At 64.4% G+C, this 25,097-nt stretch carries 22 protein-coding genes; 12 read left to right on the forward strand and 10 right to left on the reverse strand.

The genetic code is table 11. The features are described from left to right. Positions 1-11: 11 nt before the first annotated feature. Both BLT03_RS00365 and BLT03_RS00370 read left to right on the forward strand, forming a co-directional pair. Entirely contained in the window at positions 12-812 is an 801-nt protein-coding gene (locus tag BLT03_RS00365) for an SDR family NAD(P)-dependent oxidoreductase (protein WP_092739208.1), read from the forward strand. An 89-nt stretch (positions 813-901) separates the two neighbouring features. Next, complete coding sequence (locus tag BLT03_RS00370; RefSeq protein ID WP_092739210.1) at positions 902-1,978, forward strand: alkene reductase; 1,077 nt, start codon at positions 902-904, stop codon at positions 1,976-1,978. A gap of 67 nt (positions 1,979-2,045) precedes the next feature. Here BLT03_RS00370 and BLT03_RS00375 read toward each other — a convergent pair whose 3' ends face one another. Next, complete coding sequence (locus tag BLT03_RS00375; RefSeq protein WP_092739212.1) at positions 2,046-2,999, reverse strand: class I SAM-dependent methyltransferase; 954 nt, start codon at positions 2,997-2,999, stop codon at positions 2,046-2,048. 113 nt (positions 3,000-3,112) lie between these two features. Between BLT03_RS00375 and BLT03_RS00380 the strand changes: the two genes are divergently transcribed. Both BLT03_RS00380 and BLT03_RS00385 read left to right on the forward strand, forming a co-directional pair. Next, positions 3,113-4,084, forward strand: a complete 972-nt coding sequence (locus tag BLT03_RS00380; RefSeq protein ID WP_092739214.1) for an AraC family transcriptional regulator — start codon at positions 3,113-3,115, stop codon at positions 4,082-4,084. A gap of 125 nt (positions 4,085-4,209) precedes the next feature. Continuing rightward, positions 4,210-4,506, forward strand: a complete 297-nt coding sequence (locus BLT03_RS00385; RefSeq protein WP_092740003.1) for a putative quinol monooxygenase — start codon at positions 4,210-4,212, stop codon at positions 4,504-4,506. Positions 4,507-4,609: 103 nt separating this feature from the next. On the opposite strand, the gene BLT03_RS00390 is transcribed toward BLT03_RS00385, so the two are convergent. After that, on the reverse strand, positions 4,610-5,575 hold the full coding sequence (locus BLT03_RS00390; RefSeq protein ID WP_092740005.1) for a tripartite tricarboxylate transporter substrate binding protein: 966 nt from the start codon (positions 5,573-5,575) through the stop codon (positions 4,610-4,612). 371 nt (positions 5,576-5,946) lie between these two features. Here BLT03_RS00390 and BLT03_RS00395 point away from each other — a divergent pair, with 371 nt between their 5' ends. Both BLT03_RS00395 and BLT03_RS00400 read left to right on the forward strand, forming a co-directional pair. Then, positions 5,947-6,768, forward strand: a complete 822-nt coding sequence (locus tag BLT03_RS00395; protein WP_245711175.1) for a DUF2167 domain-containing protein — start codon at positions 5,947-5,949, stop codon at positions 6,766-6,768. Between the two features lie 104 nt (positions 6,769-6,872). Then, the gene (locus tag BLT03_RS00400; RefSeq protein WP_092739218.1) at positions 6,873-7,610 is read left to right on the forward strand and encodes a hypothetical protein; all 738 of its coding nucleotides are present in this window, start codon (positions 6,873-6,875) and stop codon (positions 7,608-7,610) included. 37 nt (positions 7,611-7,647) lie between these two features. Here the strand turns inward: BLT03_RS00400 and BLT03_RS00405 are convergent, their stop codons facing one another. From BLT03_RS00405 to aceE, 4 genes are all read right to left on the reverse strand, one after another. Beyond that, the gene (locus BLT03_RS00405) at positions 7,648-8,373 is read right to left on the reverse strand and encodes a hypothetical protein (protein ID WP_139160253.1); all 726 of its coding nucleotides are present in this window, start codon (positions 8,371-8,373) and stop codon (positions 7,648-7,650) included. Positions 8,374-8,404: 31 nt separating this feature from the next. Next, a complete protein-coding gene (gene lpdA / locus BLT03_RS00410) occupies positions 8,405-10,285 on the reverse strand; it encodes a dihydrolipoyl dehydrogenase (RefSeq protein WP_092739222.1) in 1,881 nt (626 codons plus the stop codon). Between the two features lie 12 nt (positions 10,286-10,297). After that, the gene (aceF, locus tag BLT03_RS00415) at positions 10,298-12,016 is read right to left on the reverse strand and encodes a dihydrolipoyllysine-residue acetyltransferase (protein WP_092739224.1); all 1,719 of its coding nucleotides are present in this window, start codon (positions 12,014-12,016) and stop codon (positions 10,298-10,300) included. Positions 12,017-12,128: 112 nt separating this feature from the next. Further along, positions 12,129-14,852 (reverse strand): pyruvate dehydrogenase (acetyl-transferring), homodimeric type, encoded by a 2,724-nt coding sequence (gene aceE, locus BLT03_RS00420; RefSeq protein WP_092739226.1) that lies wholly within the window; start codon positions 14,850-14,852, stop codon positions 12,129-12,131. 167 nt (positions 14,853-15,019) lie between these two features. Here aceE and BLT03_RS00425 point away from each other — a divergent pair, with 167 nt between their 5' ends. The 5 genes from BLT03_RS00425 (at position 15,020) to BLT03_RS00445 (ending at position 21,919) form a co-directional block, all read left to right on the forward strand. Continuing rightward, positions 15,020-17,578: a PAS domain S-box protein gene (locus BLT03_RS00425; protein ID WP_092740007.1), complete on the forward strand. Its 2,559-nt coding sequence runs from the start codon at positions 15,020-15,022 to the stop codon at positions 17,576-17,578. Next, positions 17,575-18,201 carry a response regulator transcription factor gene (locus BLT03_RS00430; RefSeq protein WP_092739228.1) on the forward strand — a complete coding sequence of 209 codons (627 nt, stop codon included), beginning with the start codon at positions 17,575-17,577 and terminating at the stop codon, positions 18,199-18,201. The genes BLT03_RS00425 and BLT03_RS00430 overlap by 4 nt, the downstream gene beginning before the upstream one ends. A gap of 87 nt (positions 18,202-18,288) precedes the next feature. Then, positions 18,289-19,140: a bifunctional methylenetetrahydrofolate dehydrogenase/methenyltetrahydrofolate cyclohydrolase FolD gene (folD, locus tag BLT03_RS00435; protein ID WP_092739230.1), complete on the forward strand. Its 852-nt coding sequence runs from the start codon at positions 18,289-18,291 to the stop codon at positions 19,138-19,140. 56 nt (positions 19,141-19,196) lie between these two features. Next, positions 19,197-21,236: a M3 family metallopeptidase gene (locus tag BLT03_RS00440; RefSeq protein ID WP_092739232.1), complete on the forward strand. Its 2,040-nt coding sequence runs from the start codon at positions 19,197-19,199 to the stop codon at positions 21,234-21,236. 41 nt (positions 21,237-21,277) lie between these two features. Beyond that, entirely contained in the window at positions 21,278-21,919 is a 642-nt protein-coding gene (locus BLT03_RS00445) for a glutaredoxin family protein (RefSeq protein ID WP_092739234.1), read from the forward strand. A 124-nt stretch (positions 21,920-22,043) separates the two neighbouring features. On the opposite strand, the gene rpiA is transcribed toward BLT03_RS00445, so the two are convergent. Then, positions 22,044-22,733, reverse strand: a complete 690-nt coding sequence (gene rpiA, locus BLT03_RS00450; protein ID WP_092739236.1) for a ribose-5-phosphate isomerase RpiA — start codon at positions 22,731-22,733, stop codon at positions 22,044-22,046. Between the two features lie 35 nt (positions 22,734-22,768). On the opposite strand from rpiA, the gene BLT03_RS00455 reads away from it, so the two are divergent. Continuing rightward, entirely contained in the window at positions 22,769-23,845 is a 1,077-nt protein-coding gene (locus tag BLT03_RS00455; RefSeq protein ID WP_092739238.1) for a quinone-dependent dihydroorotate dehydrogenase, read from the forward strand. 69 nt (positions 23,846-23,914) lie between these two features. Here BLT03_RS00455 and BLT03_RS00460 read toward each other — a convergent pair whose 3' ends face one another. From BLT03_RS00460 to BLT03_RS00470, 3 genes are read right to left on the reverse strand one after another with little or no spacing between them, the layout of a single operon-like run. Next, positions 23,915-24,238: a hypothetical protein gene (locus BLT03_RS00460; protein ID WP_092739240.1), complete on the reverse strand. Its 324-nt coding sequence runs from the start codon at positions 24,236-24,238 to the stop codon at positions 23,915-23,917. A gap of 5 nt (positions 24,239-24,243) precedes the next feature. Further along, entirely contained in the window at positions 24,244-24,639 is a 396-nt protein-coding gene (locus tag BLT03_RS00465; protein ID WP_092739242.1) for a phage holin family protein, read from the reverse strand. A 42-nt stretch (positions 24,640-24,681) separates the two neighbouring features. After that, on the reverse strand, positions 24,682-24,990 hold the full coding sequence (locus BLT03_RS00470; protein ID WP_092740009.1) for an ElaB/YgaM/YqjD family protein: 309 nt from the start codon (positions 24,988-24,990) through the stop codon (positions 24,682-24,684). Positions 24,991-25,097: the final 107 nt, after the last annotated feature.

Raw genomic sequence — 25,097 nt, forward strand, 5'->3', positions numbered from 1 at the left:
GAGAACACCCGATGACCCAGCCCAATTCCAACAAAGTCGCATTGATCACCGGGGCTTCTTCCGGCATCGGCGCGGTCTATGCCGATCGCCTCGCCGCACGTGGATACGATCTTATTCTGGTCGCCCGGCGTGCCGACCGCCTGCAGGCCCTCAGCGCCCAGATCACCAAAGCCCATGGCGTGAAAGCCGAGGCGGTCGTGGCAGACCTGAGCCAGTCGGAAGACCTGGCGCGCATCGAAGCGATTCTGTCCAGCAACGAACGCCTGCACGTCCTGGTGAACAACGCCGGCATCGCCCGCCTGGGCCCGTTGACGCAACGATCCGCCGACGACACGGCATCCCAGGTCGCCCTCAACATCACCGCCCTCACCCGGCTGACCCAGGCGGTGCTGCACCCCTTCATCGCCAGAAAACAGGGCTTGATCATCAACATTGCCTCCGTGCTGGGCATCCATGCGATGCCCATCAGTGCGGTCTACAGCGGCACCAAGGCTTTTGTTCTGCATTACAGCCAGGGCCTGCAACAGGAGCTGGCTGACACGGGCGTGAAGGTTCAGCTCGTTCTGCCCGCATCGACCGCCACCGAAATCTGGGACCTGTCGGGTGTGCCGCTGGCCGCCCTCAACAAAGACACGCTGATGACCACCGATCACCTGGTCGATGCCGCACTGGCAGGCCTGGACCAGGGCGAGGCGATCACCTGGCCTTCGGTCGCCGATCTGACGCTGTGGGAAAAGTACGAGGCAGCGCGCGCCGCGCTGTTCGCGGGCTCGCAGATGGGCACGCCAGCGCCTCGCTACAGCGTCATCTGATGCCCGAGCGCCGGGACACTCCACAGGGCTTACCGGCGCCCTTTTATCCCGTTCATTCCGCTCATTCACGCTCCCCAAGGATTGCCCGAATGCTTTTCGATGCTTTTTCCCTGCGCAACACACCGCTCGCCAATCGCGTCGTGATGTCGCCGCTCACGCGCAGCCGTGCGGTGGACCACAACACGCCCAACGCGCTCATGGCGACCTACTACGCGCAGCGCGCGAAGGCCGGCCTGATCATCACGGAAGGCACCTCGCCGTCCCCCAACGGACTGGGCTATGCGCGGATTCCCGGCTTGTTCAATGACGCCCAGGTGCAAGGCTGGAAGCTGGTGACGGATGCCGTGCATGCCAAGGGCGGCAAGATCGTCGTGCAGTTGATGCACACCGGCCGCGTGGCCCACCAGGACAATCTACCCGCAGGCGCCGAGGTGCTGAGCGCCTCGGCAGACGTCTGCCCCGGCGAGATGTGGACGGACACGCAGGGCAACCAGCCGCACACACCGCCCCGCGCCATGAACGAGGCCGACATCCAGGCCGTCATCGGCGATTACGCGACGGCGGCGCGCCTGGCCATCGAAGCGGGGTTCGACGGTATCGAACTGCACGCAGCCAACGGCTACTTTCTCGAGCAGTTTTTGAACGCCAACATCAACCGGCGCACGGACGGCTACGGCGGCACCGCCGAAGGCCGCAACCGCCTGGTGCTCGAAGTCGCGCGGGCTGCGGCGAAGGCAATCGGCGCCGAGCGCGTGGGCATCCGCCTGTCACCGCACGGCGTCGTCAACAGCGCCGGGGCCTTCGACGGTGTGGACGAACAATATCTGGCGCTGGTGAAGTCGCTCTCGGCACTTGGCCTGATGTACGTGCACGTCCTGGACCATTCGGCCATGGGCACCCCGCCGGTGCCCGCGCAACTGAAAGCCGATTTGAGGGCCGCCTTCGAAGGCCCATTCATCCTCGCCGGTGGACTCGACAAAGCCGGCGCGCAGCAGGCCCTGACCGAAGGCCGCGCGGACCTGACCGCCTTTGGCCGCGCGTTCATCGCCAACCCCGACCTGGTCGAGAGAATGCGCAAGAACGCGCCGCTGAACGCGCCCTCTCCCGCCACGTTCTACACGCCCGGCGCCGAAGGGTATACGGACTACCCGACGCTCTCTGCCTAGGCAAGGTGCCGGCGCTGGCGGATCACCAGCGCCGGCCAATTTGGGCGGAGGACCGAACCCGGCCCGCCTACAAATCCGGCGCCCGGTACACCAGCACCTTCAGCGCCCTCTCCGCCTGCACGTCTGCAAACACTGGTGGATTGGGCACGCGCTCGACGAACGCCAGCTCCGGCGCCAGTTCCTGCATCTGGCCTTGCAAAAAGTCGGTGCCCAGTTCCGGCGCATTCAGGCACAGCAGCGCGTGGCCACCCGGCGCCAGCAGATCGGGCAGCCGCCGCATCAGCCGGGCGTAGTCCTTGGTCGCGACGAAGCTGCCCTTCTGGTAACTGGGCGGGTCCACGATCACCAGTCCGTACGGCCCGCCGCGCGTGATCTTTCCCCAGGTGCTGAAGATGTCGTGCGCCAGAAAGCTCGCGCCGCTGGCCAAGCCGTTGAGTTGGTGGTTCTGCTGCCCGATGGCAATCGCGCCATGGGCCATGTCCACATTCATCACATGCCGCGCGCCTGCCTGCAGCGCTGCGACCGAGAAGGCGCAGGTGTAGGCGAACAGGTTCAGCACCTTGGCGCCGCGCGGCTCCCGGGCCCTGTCGGCCGCGAGATGCTCACGCACCCAGCGCCGCCCTTCGGCCATGTCCAGGAACAGGCCGTGGTTCTGCCCCTTCAGCACATGCACGCGAAAGCGCGCGCCCTGCTCCGTGACCACGTGCGGATCGGGCACGCTGCCGGCCATCAGCCGCGTGTCGGCCCGGCCCTGCACGCGCATTTGCTCGTGCCGGCACTGGAAAACCCAGTTCAACGGCTCGCCCGGCGCAATCTGCGACCAGCGGGCCTCCAACGCCGCGCCGATGGTGGCGAGTTCTTCGTCGGCGACGGGCTCGAAGCTCGTGAGAACGAACACGGGGGGGTACGCATCCAGCGACCACTGCTCGCAGCCGGGAAACAGCCCGCCGCGGCCATGGAAAATGCGCTGGGCATCGGTGGGAAAAGCCATCGCGGCGATGGCATCGAGCAAAGGTTGCATGGCGGAATTGTGGCAAAGATATTGAGCCAAAATGCCCTCCAGCGCATATTTAACTAGGGTGATTAGCTATAGTTTTAATAGCAACCCATTCATTCTCAGCAAATTCCTCACGCATGGTCCCCTCTCTTTCGGCCCCTCTTTCAGCCTCTTTGGCGGCCTCTTCGGCAGCGTTACGCGCCCTGGTCGCAGCGCGTGCCGGTTCGGAAGGCCGCACGGATTCGCTGTGCCCCGGCCTGCGCTACTACCGCTTTTCGCAGCCCGTCACGCACCGCAAGCTGCAGGTGCTGATGCCGGGGATCGTCGTCGTGCTCCAGGGGCGCAAGACGGTCGCGATCCGCAACGCTGTCCACGCTTACGGTGAACTGCAGTGCCTGATCCTTGGCGCGGGTGTCGTCTGCGAAGGCACGGTGGTGACTGCCGATGCACAGTCGCCTTACCTCGCCATTCACCTGGACCTGCCGCTGGCATTGGTCGTCAAAACCCTGCTGGCCTTGCCATCGGCGCCTGAGCCTGCTGCGGCCTGGGCCATGGCGCCCGAGGCTGCCCGCGATGTCTCCGTGTCCCCGGTGGATGCCCGCGTACTCGATGCCTTTCTGCGCCTGCTGCCCGCGACGGATGACCCCGCCGACCTCGCCACGATCGCGCCGCTGCTGATCGAAGAGATCGTCGTGCGCCTGCTGCGGTCCGGCGTGGGACTCGCGCTGCGGCGGGCTGCCGCGGTCACTCGGTCGGCCGCGCGCATCCATGCCTCGATGCAGTTCATGGCGGCCCAGCACGCCAGGCCGCTCACCGTGAGTGAACTCGCCAGCGAAGCCGCCATGAGCGATTCGCACTACGCGCATTGCTTTCGCGAAGTGTCGGGCGTGAGTCCTATGCGGTACCTGCGCGATGTGCGCCTGGAGGCGGCGCGGCAGATGCTGCTGGGGGGCCAGTCGCGCCCCGGCGAGGTGGCTTTCGCAGTCGGCTTCGACAGCGTGTCGCACTTCACCCGGGCGTTCAAGCAGCGTTTCGAGGCGTCCCCTGCGGCTTATGTGCGGCGCATGGCCAGCGCGATGGCTATGGCGCCTGATTCTTCCGCAGCCTGAGTCAAGACAACCGCAGCGGCAGGCAATGACGGGCTAAGGGCTGGTCCCTAGCATCGGATGGCTTCGCACCCATCACTCGGTGACGAAGGCTCTCTTCACTCCATCCCATGCCCCTGCCCATGACCATGACTGCTGCTCACGTCCTCATCTCCTTCACCGCCCGCCCCGAAGCGGCCACTACGTTCCAAGCGCTGATGGCGCAGGTCCGGCACGACCTTCCCGCCGTGCCGGGCTGCCGTTCGGTTCGCGTTTTCACGCAGCACGACGATCCCTGCAAGGTCACGCTGCTCGAAACCTGGGCGTCCGTCGCCGCGCACCAGGCGCACATTGCGCAGGTCGTCTCGTCCGGCGCATGGGACGCGCTCGCAGCGCATCTGTCCGAAGCGCCGGAGAGTCGCTACCTCAACGAAATGGCGGACTGAAGGGCTTGCGCGCAAACCTTGCCAAGCCGAACGCACGAAGACCAGAAGCCCGTGGCAACGCCAAGCGGCGCGGGTCGACCAGAGGCGATCCGCAACCGTTCGCTCAGTCCACCGACGCGCCGGATTGCTTGACCGCCTTGCCCCACTCCACGATCTCGCTGGCGACGAACCGGTCCATCGCCTCGGGCGTGCTGGGCGCAGGTTCGGAACCCCTGTCGCGCATGAACTTCTGCATGTCTGCGCTGCCCAAAATGTCCACCACCTCGCGGTTCAGGCGATCTATGACCTCACGGGGCGTGCCCTTGGGCGCCATCAGGCCCAGCCAGCCCACGGCCTCGAAACCCTTGAACTCCGGCAGGCCGGTCTCGGCGATGGCGGGCACGTTGGGCAACTGGCTTGACCGCGTGGCGGACGTCACGCCCAGCGCCACGGCCTTCCCGGCCTGGATGTTGGCCAGGCCTGCGGTGACCGAATCCACCATCAGCGGCACCTGCCCGCCGATGAAGTCGGCCTGCGCGGGGCCGCTGCCCTTGTACGGAATGTGCTCGATCTCGATCTTGGCGCGCGACTTCACCATCTCCGCGCTCAGGTGCTGCGTGCCGCCGATGCCCGCGCTGGCGTAGCTCAGCTTGCCGGGCTCGGCCCGGGCGCGGGTGACCAGGTCCTGCATGGACTGGATGCCCGACGCCGGGTGCGCCAGAAACACCAGCGGCACCTTGGCGACCAGGCTGATGCCCTGCAGGTCTTTGCGCGGGTCGAAGTTCACTTTGCGGTACAGCGTCTGGTTCACCGCCATCGCGCTGCCGGCCATCACCAGCGTGTAGCCGTCCGCCTTGGCACGCACCACCTGCTCCGTGCCGATGTTGCTGCCCGCACCGGCCTTGTTGTCCACGACCATCGGCTGGCCCAGGCGGGTGCCCAGCTTTTCGGCCAGCGCCCGGGCGAAGATGTCGGTCGCTTGGCCGGGCGGAAACGGCACCACCAGAGTGATGGGCTTTTCGGGCCAGGCTGCCATGGCGGCGCTGGACAGGGCGAGCAGAACGGCGGGCACGCAAAACTTCAGTCGCATGGGACATGTCTCCTGGTTCTTGTTGATGGGCCGACTCCCTGCGGCGCGTGCGGCGAAGGCACCGCCCCGGCCGGAGTCGCGGTCCATGATAGGCCGCCATCCACACGCTGAAAGGCCCCATCGGCAGCGATTGGTCACCTTCCGGTCCGTGAAACCTTCGATCCTTCGCCATCTGCCACTCATCTCACGCCCACCTTGCTGCCATCGAGCGATGGCGCTGCACCGGGTACAGTTGCGCTGCGCTCGGGTGGGAGAGGTGTCTGCAGAAAGCCATGGGGCTGGCGGAAGGCCTGCGCGCAACCTCCAAAAACCAATTCATAACAGGGTTAGAAATGATCAAGTCATTGGCTACGGCCATTATTGGCATCAGCATGTCCGTGGGCGTCTGGGCCCAAAGTCCCGAATCGCAGGCTCAGGAAAAAATCGCGGAGCAGGTCAAAGCCTTGCACTGGATCGATCAGGGCCAGGGAGAGATCGGCAGCAACGCCACCGTCAAGATTCCGAAGGGCTACGCCTTTCTGAACGACAAGGACACGGCCAAGCTCCTGGAGCTGTACGGCAACCCGCCCACCCCCAACCATTACCTGATCGCCCCCCGGTCACTGGACTGGTTCGCCGTGTTCTCGTTCGACGACACGGGCTACATCAAGGACGACGAAAAGATCGACGCCCCCGAGCTGCTCTCGTCCATCAAGGCCGCGGACGCCGAAGGCAACAAGCAGCGCAAGAAGCTGGGCATGGAGGCCCTCTACACCGAAGGCTGGCAGGTCGAACCCCATTACGACTCGCAGAGCAAGCGCCTGGAATGGGGCCTGCGCCTGCGCGACGAAAGCGGCCACCAGGCCGTCAACTACACCTCGCGCATCCTGGGCCGCACCGGCGTGATGAGCGCCATCCTGGTGTCCGACCCCCAGAGCCTGGCCAAAGACACCGAGCAGTTCAAGCAGGTGCTGACGGGCTTCAACTACAACAGTGGCCAGACCTATTCCGAGTTCAAGAATGGCGACAAGCTCGCCAAGATCGGCCTCGGTGCCCTGGTGCTGGGCGGCGCCGCCGCCGTGGCCACCAAGAAGGGCCTCTGGACGGTCATCGGCGGTTTCATCGCCGCGTTCTGGAAGTTCCTGCTCGTCGGCGTGGCCGCCGTCTTCGGCGCCATCGGCAAGCTGTTCGGCCGGGGCAAGAAGGAAGCCTGAGCACGCGGGCCCAAGGCCTCCGCGCTCGACGGCGCGGCGGCCTTTTTTCTGTTTCTTTCTCCCGCTTACTGGTTTCCTGGTTTCTGCCTCTCTGACAACACCCTGTGTTCATTCCCATCGGCCCCGAAGCGCAGGTGATGCTCGCCATCTGCGCCTTCTACCTGTACGACGCCTGCATACCGCTCTCTGCGGACGCGGGCCTGCTGCGCCGCGCCCGCCCGGGCTGGCGCGGCCTGCTGGCCGCGCAGGCGTTCGAGGTCCGCTGGGCTTACCTGGCCTGGCCGCCGTTGCTGCTGCCGCATCGGCCGGTCTATCGGCTGCGCTGGGACCCGGCCTGCGTCCAGCTGCCCGGCGACACCCGGGCCATGCAGGCGCTGAAAGAGCACGCCGGCAGCTTTCGCGGGTTCGCGCTGCCTTTGTATGGGCTCGGCTTCACCCTGTTCGCATTACTGCCCGCCGCGCTGTTCATTTGGCCGAGCGACGCAGCGCAACTGAGCGCCCTCGCGCTGATCTACGGTTTTGCGCTGTGGATCGCGTTGCTGACGCGGCGGCACGGGCGGCGCGGCCACACGCCGCTGCGCGCGGCCCGCGCGGTAGCGGTGCAGGCGATCCTGTGCCCGCCTTTTGCACTGAATGCGGTGCGCAAGCTATCGGCAGCCCATGTGCCCACGTGCGATCTTCTGCAGGCGGCTCGGCACCTGCTGAGGCGTGACGACTGGCGCGATTTCGCGCAGCGTGCGCAGGCCGTCGTCGATTCCGCCATGGACGAAGCCCAGGCCGAGAACGATCTGGAGCGGGTTCGGCAACTCCGCGTGGCGCGAGACCGGTTGGGAGAGCGCTGAAAGCTCCGTCAAGTCGATATCGGCCGAGTCGGTCCGTTCAGCCGGGCTTGGGCCCGTCGAGCACGGCCCGCGTCCACGCGGGATCGGTGGGACGAATCCAGCCGTCATCCTCCGTTTGAGAGTATGGATTTTCGATAATCTTCTCGTCTCGCTCCCACTTCTCCATTTTTTCAATGAATTTTTGGGGGTATGAAGTGGCCTCACAGGCGATATTCACCCAGGGATCGCAAACGGCCAGATGCTCCGGCCAGTGCTCCATGTTTCCGGGCAGCTCGGTCGACGGCGGGATGTCACCGATCACCGCGAATCCGTGCACCTCCGTCCGCACGACGCACGCCGCCACCCCTCTCTCAGCGGCGATGTATTTCGCTGCGCTGGCCAACTCGCCGCAGTTGTGTCCACGGCCTTCCCAAATGGCCTTCTTCAGATTGAAGACATTTCTCGGCGCTCGGATGGCGTCGATGTGGTCAGACGCAGCCTGCATGCGCTCGTTTTCCAACGTATCGTTTTTTCTCAGGCTGGTCTTGTTGGAAGATTTGAAATTGCTCTTGTTATAGATTTCTTCCTTGACTCTGCCGAGCGCATATTGGGCAGTCGTCAAATTGGCGTTGATAGTCATGCGAGATATCTTCCAAAAATCTGGAAGATTATTTTTCGCAGAAAAGCAGTCCACCTCTTCTGAAGCGAAAGCCGGGGGTCCCGATGCGAAGCCAAGCGCCGCCCATAAAAAACCGCGCAGCCCTTTCGGAATCTGCGCGGTCATTGGTTCAGCGGCGCTTAACCGCTGCCCAGCATCACTTCTTCTGCGGCGGAACGTCCGTGCACGACCCGTGCGCAATCTCCGCCGCCATGCCGATGCTCTCGCCCAGCGTGGGATGCGGGTGGATGGTCTTGCCGATGTCCACCGCATCCGCACCCATCTCGATCGCCAGCGCGATCTCACCGATCATGTCGCCGGCGTGCGTGCCGACCATGCCGCCGCCCAGGATGCGGCCGTGGCCATGGGCCTCGGGCGAATCGTCGAACAGCAGCTTGGTCACGCCTTCGTCGCGGCCGTTGGCGATGGCGCGGCCGGAAGCGTTCCAGGGGAACAGGCCCTTCTTGACCTTGATGCCTTGCGCCTTGGCCTGGTCTTCGGTCAGGCCCACCCATGCCACCTCGGGGTCGGTGTAGGCCACGCTCGGGATCACGCGGGCGTTGAAGGCGGCCGAGGCCAGTTCCTTGTTGCCCTGGATTTCGCCCGCGATGACTTCCGCCGCCACGTGCGCTTCATGCACTGCCTTGTGCGCCAGCATGGGCTGGCCCACGATGTCGCCGATGGCGAAGATGTGCGGCACGTTGGTGCGCATCTGGATGTCCACGTCGATGAAGCCGCGGTCGGTGACGGCCACGCCGGCCTTGTCGGCGGCGATCTTCTTGCCGTTGGGCGTGCGGCCCACGGCCTGCAGCACCAGGTCGTACACCTGCGGCTCGGGCGCGGTGCCGCCCTCTTCCGCTGCAGCGAACGTGACCTTGATGCCTTCGGGCGTGGCCTCGGCACCCACCGTCTTCGTCTTCAACATGATGTTGTCGAAGCGCTTGGCGTTCATCTTCTGCCAGATCTTGACCAGGTCGCGGTCAGCGCCCTGCATCAGGCCATCCATCATTTCGACCACGTCCAGGCGTGCGCCCAGCGTGCTGTAGACGGTGCCCATTTCGAGGCCGATGATGCCGCCGCCCAGGATCAGCATGCGCTTGGGGACTTCCTTCAGTTCCAGCGCGCCTGTGGAATCCACCACGCGCGGGTCCTTGGGCATGAACGGCAGGTGCACGGCTTGCGAGCCGGCCGCGATGACGGCGTTCTTGAAGGCAATGACCTTCTTACCGCCCGTCTGCTCCTGGCCCTTGGCGCCCGTGGTTTCCTGCACTTCGAGGTGGTTGGCACCCACGAACTGGCCCAGGCCGCGCACGGTGGTCACCTTGCGCATCTTGGCCATGGCGGCGAGGCCACCGGTCAGCTTGCCGATGACCTTTTCCTTATGGGCGCGCAGCTTGTCGATGTCCAGGCTGGGGTCGCCGTAGCTCACGCCCAGGTCGGCCATGTGGCTGACTTCGTCCATGACGGCCGCCACGTGCAGCAGCGCCTTGGAAGGAATGCAGCCCACGTTCAGGCACACGCCGCCGAGGGTGGCGTAGCGCTCGACGAGCACGACCTTCAAGCCGAGGTCGGCCGCGCGGAAGGCGGCGCTGTAGCCGCCGGGGCCGCCACCCAGCACGAGCACGTCGCACTCCAGATCAGCGGTGCCGCTGTACCTGGCTGCAGGAGTGGATGCTACATTTTTTGTAGCACTACCCCCTACTGCTGATTGCGCTGGAGCCTGTTTTGACTCAGAAGCCGCTGCAGGTGCTGCAGGCGCTGCCGACGGGGCCGCAGCCGACGCCGGTGCGCTGGCGGCGTCGGACGCTTCCAGCGTAAGCAGCACGGACCCTTCGGCCACCTTGTCGCCGATCTTGACCTTGAGCTCTTTCACCACGCCGGCATGGCTGGACGGGATTTCCATCGAGGCCTTGTCGGATTCCACGGTGACGAGGCTTTGCTCGGCCTTGATGGTGTCGCCGGGCTTCACCAGCAATTCGATCACGCCGACTTCGGCGAAGTCGCCGATGTCGGGTACTTTGATGTCGATCACTGCCATAGGGAGGCTCCTTTACAGCAGGATGCGGCGGTAGTCCGCCAGCACTTGTCCGAGGAAGGCGTTGAAGCGCGCGGCGCTGGCGCCGTCGATCACGCGGTGGTCATACGACAGCGACAGTGGCAGAACCAGGCGCGGCACGAAGGCCTTGCCGTCCCACACGGGCTTCATCTGGCCTTTGGACAGGCCCAGGATGGCCACCTCGGGCGCGTTGATGATGGGCGTGAAGTGCGTGCCGCCGATGCCGCCCAGCGAGCTGATCGACATGCAGCCGCCCTGCATGTCGGCCGAGCCCAGCTTGCCGTCGCGCGCCTTCTTGGCGAGCTCGCCCATCTCCTGACTGATCTGGATGATGCCCTTCTTGTCCGCATCTTTCAGCACCGGGACCACGAGGCCGTTGGGCGTGTCCGCCGCGAAGCCGACGTTGTAGTACTGCTTGTAGACGAGGGTGTCGCCGTCCAGGCTGGTGTTGAACTCGGGGAATTTCTTCAGCGCGGCCACGACGGCCTTGATGACGAAGGCGAGCATGGTCACCTTGACGCCGCTCTTCTCGTTCTCCTTGTTGGTGGAGACGCGGAAGGCTTCCAGCTCGGTGATGTCGGCCTCGTCGTTGTTGGTGACGTGGGGAATCATCACCCAGTTGCGGTGCAGGTTGGCGCCGCTGATCTTCTTGATGCGCGACAGGTCCTTGCGCTCCACCGTGCCGAACTTGGAAAAGTCCACCTTCGGCCAGGGCAGCAGGTCCAGCCCGGCACCCGATCCGCCACCGGCCGAGGGCTTGGCCGCCTGGGCCTTGGTCTGCGCGGCACCGCTCATCACCTGCTTGGTGAAGGCCTGCACGTCGTCCTGCGTGATGCGGCCCTTGGGGCCGGAGCCCTTGACCTCTTCCAGGGGCACGCCGAGTTCGCGGGCGAACTTGCGCACCGAAGGGCTGGCGTGCGGCAGGCCGACGGGCGCAGCGCCCGGGGCGTGCGGCGCGGGGGCCGCTGCGGGCTTGGCGTCGGCCTGGGGCGCGGCTTCTTCGGCCGGCAATGGTTTGGGGGCGCGGGCGTCGGGCTCGGCCTGCGCCGCGGGGCGGTCCACAGGCGCTGCGGCCGCAGGGGCAGCGGCCGGAGCAGCGCCAGCGGCACCTTCCATGATCGCGACCAGATCGCCCACGTTGAGCTTGTCGCCGATCTTGACCTTCAGTTCCTTGATCACGCCAGCAGCCGGCGATGGGATCTCCATCGAGGCCTTGTCGGATTCCACGGTGAACAGCGATTGCTCGGCCTTGACGGTATCGCCCACCTTCACGAGCAGCTCGATGACACCCACGTCCTTGAAGTCGCCGATGTCGGGCACGCGCACTTCCACAGGGCCTGCCGCAGCGGGGGCGGCGGCCGCTGGAGCGGGTGCAGGTGCCGCAGCCGGCGCTGGCGCGCTTGCTACGGATTTAGTAGCGCCTTGTGCAGATTCCGCCTGCGCTGGAGCCGGTTTTGGGTCCGAGGCCGCTTCACCGGCGGCTTCCACCACCACGATGACGGAGCCCTGCTTGACCTTGTCGCCCACGGCGACCTTCAGTTCTTTCACCACGCCGGCGTGGCTCGACGGAATCTCCATCGAGGCCTTGTCCGATTCCACGGTGATGAGCGATTGCTCGGCCTTGACCGTATCGCCGGGCTTGACCAGCAGCTCGATCACGCCGACCTCGTCGAAATCCCCGATGTCCGGGACCTTGATATCTACCAATGCCATGTTATGCCTCCTGCCGAGCCGCCTCAAAGGAGGCATGTGCCCCCTTGGAGGGCAGCGATTGAATGTGAGCGTGGGGGTTCACCGTACGTCTCAGGTGGGTTGGGTTGCGCGGTTACGCGTGCAGCGGGTTGATCTTGTCGGCGTTGATGCCGTACTTCTTGATCGCCTCGGCCACCTTGGACGCAGGCAGCACGCCATCTTCCGCCAGGCCCTTGAGCGCCGCCACGACGATGTAGTGGCGGTTGATCTCGAAGTGCTCGCGCAGCTTGCGGCGGAAGTCGCTGCGGCCGAAACCGTCGGTGCCCAGCACCTTGTAGGCGCGGCCCTTGGGGATGAACGGGCGGATCTGCTCGGCGTAGGCCTTCATGTAGTCGGTGGAGGCGACGACCGGGCCGGTGGTCTTGGACAGCTGCTCTTCCACGAACGACACGCGCGGCGTGTCGGTGGGGTGCAGCAGGTTCCAGCGCTCGGCTTCCTGGCCGTCGCGAGTCAGTTCGTTGAAGCTCGGGCAACTCCACACGGAAGCGGCCACGCCCCAGTCCTTTTCCAGCAGCTCTTGCGCGAAGAACGATTCACGCAGGATGGTGCCGCTGCCCAGCAGTTGCACGGTGGGCGCGTCCTTCTTCAGGGCCGGTGCCTGCTTGCACAGGTACATGCCCTTGATGATCTGCTCTTCGGTGCCGGGCTGCAGGCCGGGCATGGCGTAGTTTTCGTTGAGCAGCGTCAGGTAATAGAAGACGTTTTCCTGGCGCTCGACCATGCGCTTCATGCCGTCGTGCATGATCACCGCGACTTCGTGCGCGAAGGTGGGGTCGTAGCTCACGCAGTTCGGAATGGTGTTGGCCAGGATGTGGCTGTGGCCGTCTTCGTGCTGCAGGCCTTCGCCGTTCAGCGTGGTGCGGCCCGAGGTGCCGCCCAGCAGGAAGCCGCGTGCCTGCATGTCGCCCGCCGCCCAGGCCAGGTCGCCGATGCGCTGGAAGCCGAACATCGAGTAGTACACGTAGAACGGCACCATGATGCGGTTGTTCGTGCTGTACGACGTGGCAGCCGCGATCCAGCTGCTCATGCCGCCGGCTTCGTTGATGCCTTCCTGCAGGATCTGGCCGGCCTTGTCTTCCTTGTAGTACATGACCTGGTCTTTATCGACCGGGGTGTACTGCTGACCGTGCGGGTTGTAGATGCCGATCTGGCGGAACAGGCCTTCCATGCCGAAGGTGCGGGCCTCGTCTACCAGGATGGGCACGACGCGCGGGCCCAGGGCCTGGTCGCGCAGCAGCTGCGTGAGAAAGCGCACGTAGGCTTGCGTGGTCGAGATTTCGCGGCCTTCGGGCGTGGGGTCGAGGATGGCCTTGAAGGTGTCCAGCGACGGCACGGTGAAGCTCTCGTCGGCCTTCACGCGGCGCTTGGGCAGGTAGCCGCCGAGAGCCTTGCGGCGCTCGTGCAGGTACTTCATTTCTGGGGTGTCGTCGGCCGGCTTGTAGAACGGCAGGTCGGCGATCTGGCTGTCCGGGATCGGGATGTTGAAGCGGTCGCGGAAGGCCTTGATGTCCTCGTCGCCCAGCTTTTTGGTCTGGTGGACGGTGTTCTTGCCTTCGCCGATCTTGCCCATGCCGAAGCCCTTGACGGTCTTCACCAGCAGCACGGTGGGCTGGCCCTTGTGCTCGTTGGCGGCGTGGAAGGCGGCATAGACCTTCTGCGAATCGTGGCCGCCGCGGCGCAGGTTCCAGATCTCGTCGTCGCTCATGTGCTCGACCATCTTCAGCGTGCGCGGGTCGCGGCCGAAGAAATTCTTGCGCACGTAGGCACCGTCGTTGGCCTTGAACGACTGGTAGTCCCCGTCGTTGCATTCCATCATGATCTTGCGCAGCGCGCCGTCCTTGTCGCGCGCCAGCAGGTCGTCCCAGCCCTTGCCCCACAACAGCTTGATGACGTTCCAGCCGGAACCGCGGAACTCGCTTTCCAGCTCCTGGATGATCTTGCCGTTGCCGCGCACCGGGCCGTCCAAGCGCTGCAGGTTGCAGTTGATGACGAAGATCAGGTTGTCGAGGTTCTCACGCGCCGCCAGGCCGATGGCGCCCAGCGATTCGACCTCGTCCATTTCGCCGTCGCCGCAGAACACCCAGACCTTGCGGTTTTCGGTGTTGGCGATGCCGCGGGCATGCAGGTACTTGAGAAAGCGCGCCTGGTAGATCGCCATGAGCGGGCCGAGGCCCATCGACACGGTGGGGAACTGCCAGAACTCGGGCATCAGCTTGGGGTGCGGGTAGCTGGAGAGGCCCTTGCCGTCCACTTCCTGGCGGAAGTTCAGCAGTTGCTCTTCGGACAGGCGCCCTTCCAGATACGCGCGGGCATAGATGCCGGGCGACACGTGACCCTGGATGTACAGCAGGTCGCCACCGTGGTTTTCGCTCTCGGCATGCCAGAAATGATTGAAGCCGGCGCCGAACATGTTGGCCAGCGAGGCGAAGGAGCCGATGTGGCCGCCCAGGTCACCGCCTTCTGGAGGGTGCTGGCGGTTGGCCTTCACGACCATGGCCATGGCGTTCCAGCGCATGTAGGCGCGCAGGCGGCCTTCGATTTCGAGATTTCCGGGGCAACGGGCTTCCTGGTTCGACTCCAGGGTGTTCACGTAGCCGGTGTTGGCGGAGAAAGGCAGGTCGATGCTGCTTTGGCGGGCATGTTCAAGCAACTGTTCGATCAGGAAGTGAGCGCGCTCGGCGCCTTCCTTGTCGATGACGGCGGTCAGCGCATCCATCCATTCACGGGTTTCCTGCTGGTCGGTGTCGGGGGTGGACGACGCCGGGTTTCCGGCCTGGGGGTCGGTCTGTGCTGACATGCCTGTCTCCTTGAATTGAAAGCTTGGCGTTGGAAATTTCGGGCGAGTTTCTCATATTTTTTTGCTATTTCAAATTGTGCTTTTCGTTTTCACAATGCAAAATAATGCTGCAAGTGCACATTGTTTTCGCGGGGTTACGCGGCATGGCGCTCCCCTACACTCGGCCCATGGATCGCCCGCCCTCTTCTCCCTCGGCCATCGGCCCTGCCATGGCCGCCCCGGCCCGCTGGTGGCGCACCTGGTGGCGCAGCCTCTCGCCCACGCGTCAGGACCGCTTCGCGGCTCTGGCGCCACTGGCCGCCGTGCTCATGTTTCTCGCGGCCATCGTGGCGGCCTTCTGGTATTTGCGCATGGAAGAAGGCGAGCGCGAGCAGGAAGCCCTCAAGCGCGACGTGGAATACGCGCAGCAGCGCGTGCGGCTGCGGCTGCTGGAGCGGCAGGAGCAGATCATGCGCATCGCGCGCGATCTCTCCAATCAGGACCTCGAACGCGCCGACTTCGTGGCGCGCGCCGAGGGCCTCATCAGCCAGTACCCCGAGCTGCAGGCGATCAGCTGGATCGACGATCGCCGCCGCATCCGCGCCAGCCACGCCGCGCCCACGGTCACCAGCGGGCAGTTGCGCGTGGCCGGCGAAGTGCTGAAGAACGGCGACACGGCCGACACGTTCGGCCTGGCGCGCGATCTGCAGCAACCCGTGTACGCCCAGCCCAACGGCACCGAGGGCGAGACCGCTCCGCTGCTGCAACTGCAGGTGCCGCTGGCCGCGCAGGGCAAGTTCACGGGCGTCGTGCTCGCCGAATATTCAATCGACAGTCTGCTGCGCTACGGCACGCCGACCGAAGTGCTCGCGCGGTATGCCGTCACCCTGCTGGACGGGCGCGATCAGGTGCTGGCGGGCAGCGCCCTCACGCCGCGGGCCGCCTCGGGCTTGCTGCCGTGGACGGTGCGGGCCAACGAATACGAAGTGCCGGTGTCCCCCGTGGGCAACGGGCTGGTGCTGCGCGCACAGGCTTATCGGACCTCGCTCGGCGTGGTCGGCAGCGGGCTGTTCTGGCTGGTGGGCACGCTGAGCGCGATGACCGCCTGGCTGCTGATCGCCACCTGGCGCCACACGCGGCGGCGCATGCAGGCCCAGCAGGCGCTGGTGGCGGAGACCAACTTCCGCCGCGCGATGGAGAACTCCATCCTCACCGGTATGCGTGCGCTGGATATGCAAGGCCGCATCACCTATGTGAACGCGGCGTTCTGCCAGATGACGGGCTGGAACGAGGCCGATCTGGTGGGCCAATCGCCGCCCTATACCTATTGGCCCGAAAGCGATCATGAAGCGCTGCACGCCAAACTGCGTGATGAACTCAGCGGCAAGGTCTCGCTCGGCGGCTTTCAGGTGCGGGTGAAGCGCAAGAGCGGCACATTGTTCGATGCGCGGCTCTACGTTTCGCCGCTGATCGACGCGCACGGGCACCAGACCGGATGGATGACGTCGATGACCGACATCACCGAGCCGAACCGCGTGCGCGAGCAGCTTTCTGCATCGCACGAGCGCTTCACCATCGTGCTGGAGTCCCTCGACGCTTCGGTGTCGGTGGCGCCCCTGGGCAGCGAGGAACTGCTGTTCGCCAACAAGCTGTACCGCCAGTGGTTCGGCTCGCAGACCGGCGGGCATCTGCAACTGGTGGCGCAGGCGGGCGTGCTGCCCTCCACCACCGCCAGTTCCCGCGGCATGGACGACGAAGACGGTCTGATGGGCCTGCCCACCGATCCGCTCACCAGCGCCCGGTCGGAAAACGCCGAAATCTACCTGCCCGACCTGGGCAAATGGCTGGAAGTGCGATCACGCTACCTGAACTGGGTGGACGGCCGCCTGGCGCAGATGGTGATCGCCACCGACATCACGCCGCGCCGGCAGGCCGAAGAGCAAGCCGCGCGCCAAGCCGAGCGAGCCCAGTCGGTCAGCCGCCTGATCACCATGGGCGAGATGGCCTCCAGCGTGGCACACGAGTTGAACCAGCCGCTCACCGCCATCAGCAATTACTGCAGCGGCATGGTCTCGCGCATCGAAAGCGGTCAGATCACCGAAGAAGCCTTGCTCTCCGCGTTGCAGAAGACTGCTCACCAGGCGCAGCGCGCGGGGCAGATCATCCAGCGCATCCGCGCCTTCGTGAAACGCAGCGAGCCCAACCGGGCGCTGGCAGACGTCCACACCATGGTGACCGAGGCCGTGGAACTGGCCGACATCGAGCTGCGCCGGCACAACGTGCGCCTGACCCATTACCTGGCGGCGCGGCTGCCGCAGGTGATGGCGGACACTATCCTGATCGAGCAGGTGCTGGTCAACCTGATGAAGAACGGCGCCGAGTCCATCGAGCACGCCCAGCGCCCGCCGCCACGGCGCAGCGTGGAGCTGCGGGTCGTGCCGCGACAGGTCGAAGGACGCGAGGTGATCGAGTTCACGGTGCAGGACACCGGCAAGGGCCTGGCACCCGAAGTGCTGGAGCATCTGTTCGAGGCTTTCTTCTCCACCAAGCAGGAAGGCATGGGCATGGGCCTGAACCTGTGCCGCAGCATCGTCGAGTCCCACCAGGGGAGGATGCAGGCGGAGAACCTCTACAATGGAACGGAGGTCACCGGCTGCCGGTTCTCCTTCTGGCTTCCGCTGGCGCAGCCTGCGGATGCCACTACGAATTCTGTAGCAAACGCATCACATCCAAGGACCCCTGCATGAGCTTGATTCCGAAAAAAGGCACCGTCTACGTCGTGGATGACGACGAAGCCGTCCGCGACTCCCTGCAGTGGTTGCTGGAAGGCAAGGACTACCGGGTGCGCTGCTTTGATTCGGCGGAATCCTTCCTCTCGCGCTACGACCCCCGCGAAGTCGCCTGCCTGATCGTGGACATCCGCATGGGCGGCATGACCGGCCTGGAACTGCAAGACCGTCTGCTCGAACGCAAATCCCCCCTGCCTGTTGTCTTCATCACTGGCCACGGTGACGTGCCCATGGCCGTGAACACCATGAAAAAAGGCGCGCTGGACTTCATCCAGAAGCCCTTCAACGAAGAAGAACTCGTGGGCCTGGTTGACCGCATGCTCGACCGGGCGCGTGAATCGTTCGCCGGCCACCAGCAGGCCGCCAGCCGCGACGCTCTGCTGTCCAAGCTCACCGGCCGCGAAGCCCAGGTGCTGGAGCGCATCGTCGCTGGCCGCCTGAACAAGCAGATCGCCGACGACCTCGGAATCAGCATCAAGACGGTGGAGGCGCACCGCGCCAACATCATGGAAAAGCTGAACGCCAACACCGTGGCCGACCTGCTCAAGATCGCCCTCGGCCAAAACGCTCCCAAGGGCTGACGGCAGTCGCTCCTGATTTGATAGCTGCCAGCGCAATAAAGACGGCGGTGGGCAGCAGTTTTCATTGCTAACCTGAGTTTTTCGACGATGACAGCCCAACTGATCGACGGCAACGCGCTCTCCCGCCAATTGCGCACTGAAGTGGCCCAGCGCGCCGCCGCCCTGAAAGCGCGGGGCACCGTTCCCGGCCTGGCCGTGGTTCTGGTGGGCGACAACCCTGCCAGCCAGGTCTACGTGCGCAACAAGGTCAAGGCGTGCGAAGACAGCGGTCTGCATTCGGTGATGGAAAAGTACGACGCCACCATGACCGAGGCCGAGCTGCTCGCCCGCGTCGATGCCCTGAACAACGACCCCGCCATCCACGGCATCCTGGTGCAGTTGCCGCTGCCGGCGCACATCGACGCGCAAAAGGTGATCGAGGCCATCTCGCCCGCCAAGGACGTGGACGGCTTTCACATCGCCAGCGCCGGCGCGCTCATGACCGGCATGGCCGGCTTCTGGCCCTGCACGCCCTACGGCTGCATGAAGATGCTCGAATCGATCGGCTACTCGCTCAAGGGCAAGCACGCGGTGGTCATCGGCCGCAGCAACATCGTGGGCAAGCCCATGGCGCTCATGCTGCTGCAACAGAACGCCACCGTGACGATCTGCCACAGCGCGACGCAAGACCTCAAAGCCCAGACACTGCAGGCCGACGTGATCGTGGCTGCCGTGGGCAAGCGCAACGTGCTCACCGCCGAAATGGTCAAGCCCGGGGCGGTCGTGATCGATGTGGGCATGAACCGCAACCATGAAGGCAAGCTCTGCGGCGACGTGGACTTTGCCGGCGTGAGCGAGGTGGCGGGCTGGATCACGCCCGTGCCCGGTGGTGTCGGCCCCATGACCATCACCATGCTGCTCGTGAACACCCTGGAAGCCGCGGAGCGCGCAGCGGCTTGAGATTTCGCTGAAACGACCGGCTTGAACCTGCCCCATCCGACGCCATCTAATCGCGCATGAGCAATCCCCTCCTCGAATCCTCCGACCTTCCCCTGTTCGACCGCATTCAGCCCACCGACGTGGCACCCGCCGTCGATGTGCTGCTGCAACGGGCCAGCGCCGCACTGGAAACCGTCACGGCGCCGGACTTTCCGGCGCGCTGGGAATCGATCGCGGAGGTTCTGGATGTCGCCACCGAAGCATTGGGACGCGCCTGGGGTGCCGTGAGCCATTTGAACAGCGTGGCCGACACGCCCGAGTTGCGGGCCGCCTACAACGAAGCCTTGCCGCGTGTGACCGAGTTCTGGACGCGCCTGGGTGCCGACGAGCGCCTGTACGCCAAGTACAAGGCCATCGACCCGCAAACCTTGAACACCGAGCAACGGCAGGCGTGGCGCAATGCGATCCGCAATTTCGTGCTGTCGGGCGCAGAGTCGCAAGGTGCTGCTCGCGAACGCTTCGCGCAAATCCAGGAACGCCAAGCAGAGTTGAGCCAGAAGTTCAGCGAAAACGCACTCGATGCGACCGATGCGTTTGCCTACTACGCCGGTGCAGACGAGCTGGAAGGATTGCCAGACGACGTGAAGCAAGCCGCGCTGGCTGCTGCGCAAGCCGAAGGCAAGGAAGGCTACAAGCTCACCCTGAAGATGCCGTGCTACCTGCCGGTGATGCAGTTCGCCCGCAGCAGCAAGCTGCGCGAAACGCTGTACCGCGCATACGTCACCCGCGCATCCGATCAGGCTGAGGGCGACGCCAAGCGCTTCGACAACAGCGCGCTCATCCGCGAGATCCTCGCGCTGCGCAAGGAAGAAGCCCAATTGCTGGGCTACGCCAATTTCGGGGAAGTATCGGTCGTCGCGAAAATGGCCGACTCCCCGCAGGAGGTCATCGACTTCCTGCGCGACCTCGCCCGCCGCGCCCGGCCCTATGCTGAAAAAGACATTGCCGACATGCGCGCTTTTGCCGCAAAAGACTTAGGGGTCCCCGATCCGCAGGCCTGGGACTGGCCTTACATCTCCGAAAAGCTGAAGGAAGCTCGATACGCCTTCAGCGAGCAAGAGGTCAAACAGTATTTCACCGCGCCGAAAGTGTTGGCCGGCCTGTTCAAGATCGTCGAAACGCTGTTCGAAGTGGCCATCCGCCGCGACAGCGCGCCCGTCTGGAATCCGGCCGTGGAGTTCTATCGCATCGAACGCGGCAGCGAACTCGTCGGCCAGTTCTATCTCGACCAGCCGGCACGCAACGGCAAACGCGGCGGCGCGTGGATGGACGACGTGCGCACACGCTGGCTGCGGCCCGACACGGGCAAGCTGCAAACGCCTGTGGCGCACCTGGTGTGCAACTTTGCCGAGGGCGTCAACGGAGCGCCGCCGCTGCTCACGCACGACGACGTCATCACGCTGTTCCACGAGTTCGGCCATGGCCTGCACCACATGCTCACGCAGATCAACGAGCGCGATGTCTCCGGCATCAGCGGCGTGGAGTGGGACGCCGTCGAGCTGCCCAGCCAGTTCATGGAGAACTTCTGCTGGGAATGGGATGTGCTCAAGCACATGACGGCCCATGTGGAGAGCGGCGAGCCGTTGCCGCGCGCACTGTTCGACAAGATGATCGCGGCCAAGAACTTTCAGAGCGGAATGGGCACACTGCGCCAAATCGAGTTCGCACTGTTCGACATGTTGCTGCACACCTCGCACGACCCGTCGCAAGACTTCATGCCGCTGCTGGCGCAGGTCCGCAGCGAGGTATCGGTGCTCACGCCGCCTGCGTTCAGCCGCACCGCGCACACCTTCAGCCACATTTTTGCCGGTGGGTACGCTGCGGGCTACTACAGCTACAAGTGGGCGGAGGTCCTCAGCGCGGATGCCTATGCCGCTTTCGAGGAAACCGCCGGCACAGATGGCATGCCCAGCGCAGAAACCGGGCGGCGCTATCGCCAAGCCATTCTCGAAGCGGGCGGCAGCCGCCCTGCCATGGAATCGTTCAAGGCGTTCCGAGGCCGCGCGCCCAGCCTGGACGCGCTGCTGCGCCACCAGGGCATGGCCGGCAATGCCTGACCTCTTTCCGACCGTCCTCTTTCGCTCTGGAGTCTTCAGACATGACGCAACCGCTCTTTGCCACCGCGCTGCTGGCCTCTGCCCTCCTGGCGGCAAGCGCACTGCCCGCACAGGCCCAGCAGGTGTACCGCATCGTCGGTCCTGATGGAAAGGTGACCTTTTCCGATCGCGCGCCCGATGCCAAGACGCCGCCAGCACAGGTGGGTGGCGGCCGTGCCACCGGCCCTGCGCTGCCGTATGAGTTGCAGCAGGTGGCCACGCGATTTCCTGTCACGCTCTACACCGGCAACGATTGCACACCCTGCGTGAGCGCGCGCAACCTGCTGATGAACCGGGGGGTGCCTTTCTCGGAGCGAACGGTGAACACCGAAGAGGATGCCGAAGCGCTCAAGCGCCTGAGCGGATCGACCAGCCTGCCCTTCGGGACCATTGGCTCCCAACAGCTGATCGGCTTTGCAGACAGCGAATGGACCCAGTATCTGGATGCTGCCGGCTACCCCAAGCAATCCGCGCTACCGCCGAGCTATCGCCGCGCGCCTGCCTCGCCGCTGGTGGCCGCCAAGCCGGCCGCGCCGGCAGCCGCTGCAACGCAGGCGGCTCCCGCGGCAGAAGCACCCCGCCCTGCCGCGCCAACCGGCAACGGCGGCAGAACGCCAAGCAATCCCGCCGGCATCAGCTTCTAAAAAAACACGGCAGTCACTGCCCACAACGGGATGCGCGACGGTTTTTAAGCCATCGCGCATCCCGTTATTGTTTGCACCGCTCGAACGCGCGCATTCAAAGGGACTGCATTTAAAGCGTGGATGCTCAGTACTGAACGGTGCGCACGCCCTGTGCGGTGCCCAGCAGACAAACGTGGGCCTTCTGGTGAGCAAACACGCCTACCGTTATGACGCCCGGCCATTGGTTCACCAATGATTCGAATGCCAGCGGATCGCTGATGCGCAACCCTCGCACATCGAGAATGTGCTGATGGTTGTCGGTGACCAGCGGTGCACCGTCCTTTTGCCGCAGCGTGGCCTGGCCGCCCATCGCTGCGAACCGGCGAGCGATTTGCTGCGCCGCCATGGGGATCACTTCCACCGGCAAAGGAAAGTGGCCCAGCGTGTCCACCAGTTTCGATTCATCGGCAATGCAGACGAACTGGCCGGCCAGTGCGGCGACTATTTTTTCCCGCGTGAGTGCGGCGCCTCCGCCTTTCACCATGTGTCCGTGGGCATCGATTTCATCGGCGCCATCGATGTACACCGCGAGAGACTCCACTTCATTCGAATCGAATACGGGAATGCCCAAAGCCTTGAGCCTTTGGGTGCTGGCTTCCGAACTGGAAACGGCTCCGCGGATTTCGCTTTTCATGCCAGCAAGTGCGGTGATGAAGTGGTTCACCGTCGAGCCGGTGCCTACGCCAACAATCTCGCCGGGCACCACATATTGCAAGGCCGCTTGGCCCACCAGAGCCTTGAGTTCGTCTTGCGTGAAGGAAGAAGGAGTCGTCATGGAGGAAAATCCGAAGTAATCACCGAATTATCCCCATGTCACTGATCCCCTACGCCCTCGCACGCCCTCTTCTTTTCGGCATGGATGCCGAAGCCGCCCACGAACTGACCATGGACATGCTGGCACGCGGTCAGCGCACGCCCCTGCAGTGGGCCTGGTGCAACGAAGCCGTGGAAGACCCGGTGACTTTGGCGGGCCTTACTTTCCCAAACCGCGTTGGCCTGGCGGCAGGCCTGGACAAGAACGCACGTTGTATCGACGCCCTCGGCGCCATGGGTTTCGGATTCGTCGAGGTGGGCACGGTCACCCCCAAAGGCCAGCCAGGCAACCCGAAGCCACGCATGTTCCGTTTGCCAGAGGCCAATGCACTCATCAACCGGCTGGGGTTCAACAACGAAGGACTCGATGCGTTTTTGCACAACGTGCAGCGGGCGCGCTTTCGCACGCAGGCGGGCAAGCGTCCGATGTTGCTGGGCCTGAACATCGGTAAAAACGCGGCGACACCCATCGAGAACGCTACGGCGGACTATCTTGCGTGTCTGGACGGCGTGTATCCGCATGCGGACTATGTGACGGTCAACATCAGCTCGCCCAATACGCAGAACCTTCGTGCGCTCCAAAGCGATGAAGCACTGGACGGACTGCTGGGCGCCCTCGCTGAACGCAGAGAAGTGCTGGCATTGCGCCACCCGCGCGCAGATGGAGCGCCTCGCCGCGTCCCACTGTTCGTGAAGATCGCTCCCGATTTAGATGCCACCCAGGTGCAGTTGATTGCAGCGACTTTGCAGCGTCATGGCATGGACGGCGTGGTGGCGACCAATACGACGATCAGTCGGGAGGCAGTCAAAGGCATGGTCCATTCCGAAGAAACCGGTGGACTCAGCGGAGCGCCGGTGCTGGAGGCCAGCAACCGTGTCATCCGTCAATTGCGTCAAGCACTGGGCTCAGAATTTCCGATCATCGGGGTGGGCGGTATCTTCAGCGCGGAAGATGCCGTCAGCAAAATAAAGGCCGGCGCGGATGTCGTGCAAATCTATACAGGATTGATTTACCAAGGCCCGGCGCTGATCCCCCAAGCCGCTCGCGCGATCAAGGCAAGTGGCAGAAACTGAAAAGGACCCGTGCGGGTCCTTTTCATCATTCGATTCGCTGAGCTAGCCCAGCGCCTTTTCAAAGGCGGATCAACGCCGCATCCGCATGATGAGCGGCATGACCAATCCCGCCCAACGTATCAGTCGCGACGGACCGGCGACCACGGCCAAGCCGGCTGCCACCGCTACGGCCGCAGGATGAGAGCGAGCAAAGGCCAGCAGCCGAAGGCTCAAGGGCGTATCGGGATCGCTGGCCTGTTGTTGTTCCTGCGCCGCCTGAACCTGCATGGCTTGGGAGTGCGCCGCGCGGCGCGCCCTCAGACGCTGGCGCTGCAAGGCAATGCGCTCCAGAACGCGCTGCTGGCTTTCACTTGCAGCGGTGGCTCCCTGATTACTATTCGATTGAGATGCCATGCTCGTCACAGCCTTTCCTTGATATCACGCCAATCCTGGGCGAGCTCTTGACGGGTCAATGCAAAGGCATTGCCGGCCTTTCGCGCTATGGAGACCAACGCGATCAGCGCGCCAGCCCAGAGCACCAGCCAAGTGCCTGCCACAAGCCACCCAACCATCGTGCGCTGGGGGGAGTCCCAAAACTGCACCAGGATGGCAAGGGAGGCGAGCACCATGGTCACCACGGTCAGGCCGCCCAGAGCGATCACCAGCACCACCATCAGGCCCAAGCGGCGTTTCTGATCGGCCCATTCCAGCCTTGCCAGATCCAGCCGATCTTCCGCAGCAATGGCCCCTTCAATGACTGCAGCGCGCCATCGCGCCACCCAGCCATCCAAACCCAGAAGTGCCAACCAATTCATGCGCGCCTCTCTTGAGCCATCAGGTAATTGATATGAAAGGGGTTAACGGCGTGCCAGCAGGAAGCCGACCAATGCACCGGCAGCCAATGCAGCCGTCGCCACGCGCCAAGGTTCGTCGTGGGCGTAGCGGTCAGCGGCGCGTGCGGCCTCTTTGGCTTGATAAGCCGCATCCTGTGCTGCACGCACGGCGGAATCGCGGACCGAGTGAATTCCTTCATCCAGACGTTGGCGAAGCTGCTTGATTTCAGGGACGCTGTCCAAATCCTTGCTCGACAGGAGACCTCGCAGATCGGAAACCAGTTTTTCCAATTCGTTTTGCGCGGAAGACAGGGTGTTGGATGCAGAAGTCATGAACAAGCCTTTCATAGCATGGAATAAAGGTAATCCGCCGCCTCCAGCGAGGTTGTAGGCGGATGCCCCATCTTAGTCACACCCTTTACACAGAGCCGTAGGCCATG

This window comes from Paracidovorax valerianellae, assembly GCF_900102625.1.
GTDB lineage: Bacteria > Pseudomonadota > Gammaproteobacteria > Burkholderiales > Burkholderiaceae_C > Paracidovorax > Paracidovorax valerianellae.

What these genes read in the sequence shown, in the direction of transcription:
- BLT03_RS00365 (WP_092739208.1), top strand. Translation starts at nt 12, where the DNA reads ATGACCCAGCCCAATTCCAACAAAGTCGCATTGATCACCGGGGCTTCT.
- BLT03_RS00370 (WP_092739210.1), top strand. Translation starts at nt 902, where the DNA reads ATGCTTTTCGATGCTTTTTCCCTGCGCAACACACCGCTCGCCAATCGC.
- BLT03_RS00375 (WP_092739212.1), bottom strand. Translation starts at nt 2,999, where the DNA reads ATGCAACCTTTGCTCGATGCCATCGCCGCGATGGCTTTTCCCACCGAT.
- BLT03_RS00380 (WP_092739214.1), top strand. Translation starts at nt 3,113, where the DNA reads ATGGTCCCCTCTCTTTCGGCCCCTCTTTCAGCCTCTTTGGCGGCCTCT.
- BLT03_RS00385 (WP_092740003.1), top strand. Translation starts at nt 4,210, where the DNA reads ATGACTGCTGCTCACGTCCTCATCTCCTTCACCGCCCGCCCCGAAGCG.
- BLT03_RS00390 (WP_092740005.1), bottom strand. Translation starts at nt 5,575, where the DNA reads ATGCGACTGAAGTTTTGCGTGCCCGCCGTTCTGCTCGCCCTGTCCAGC.
- BLT03_RS00395 (WP_245711175.1), top strand. Translation starts at nt 5,947, where the DNA reads ATGTCCGTGGGCGTCTGGGCCCAAAGTCCCGAATCGCAGGCTCAGGAA.
- BLT03_RS00405 (WP_139160253.1), bottom strand. Translation starts at nt 8,373, where the DNA reads ATGACCGCGCAGATTCCGAAAGGGCTGCGCGGTTTTTTATGGGCGGCG.
- lpdA (WP_092739222.1), bottom strand. Translation starts at nt 10,285, where the DNA reads ATGGCAGTGATCGACATCAAAGTACCCGACATCGGCGACTTCGCCGAA.
- aceF (WP_092739224.1), bottom strand. Translation starts at nt 12,016, where the DNA reads ATGGCATTGGTAGATATCAAGGTCCCGGACATCGGGGATTTCGACGAG.
- aceE (WP_092739226.1), bottom strand. Translation starts at nt 14,852, where the DNA reads ATGTCAGCACAGACCGACCCCCAGGCCGGAAACCCGGCGTCGTCCACC.
- BLT03_RS00425 (WP_092740007.1), top strand. Translation starts at nt 15,020, where the DNA reads ATGGATCGCCCGCCCTCTTCTCCCTCGGCCATCGGCCCTGCCATGGCC.
- BLT03_RS00430 (WP_092739228.1), top strand. Translation starts at nt 17,575, where the DNA reads ATGAGCTTGATTCCGAAAAAAGGCACCGTCTACGTCGTGGATGACGAC.
- folD (WP_092739230.1), top strand. Translation starts at nt 18,289, where the DNA reads ATGACAGCCCAACTGATCGACGGCAACGCGCTCTCCCGCCAATTGCGC.
- BLT03_RS00440 (WP_092739232.1), top strand. Translation starts at nt 19,197, where the DNA reads ATGAGCAATCCCCTCCTCGAATCCTCCGACCTTCCCCTGTTCGACCGC.
- BLT03_RS00445 (WP_092739234.1), top strand. Translation starts at nt 21,278, where the DNA reads ATGACGCAACCGCTCTTTGCCACCGCGCTGCTGGCCTCTGCCCTCCTG.
- rpiA (WP_092739236.1), bottom strand. Translation starts at nt 22,733, where the DNA reads ATGACGACTCCTTCTTCCTTCACGCAAGACGAACTCAAGGCTCTGGTG.
- BLT03_RS00455 (WP_092739238.1), top strand. Translation starts at nt 22,769, where the DNA reads ATGTCACTGATCCCCTACGCCCTCGCACGCCCTCTTCTTTTCGGCATG.
- BLT03_RS00460 (WP_092739240.1), bottom strand. Translation starts at nt 24,238, where the DNA reads ATGGCATCTCAATCGAATAGTAATCAGGGAGCCACCGCTGCAAGTGAA.
- BLT03_RS00465 (WP_092739242.1), bottom strand. Translation starts at nt 24,639, where the DNA reads ATGAATTGGTTGGCACTTCTGGGTTTGGATGGCTGGGTGGCGCGATGG.
- BLT03_RS00470 (WP_092740009.1), bottom strand. Translation starts at nt 24,990, where the DNA reads ATGACTTCTGCATCCAACACCCTGTCTTCCGCGCAAAACGAATTGGAA.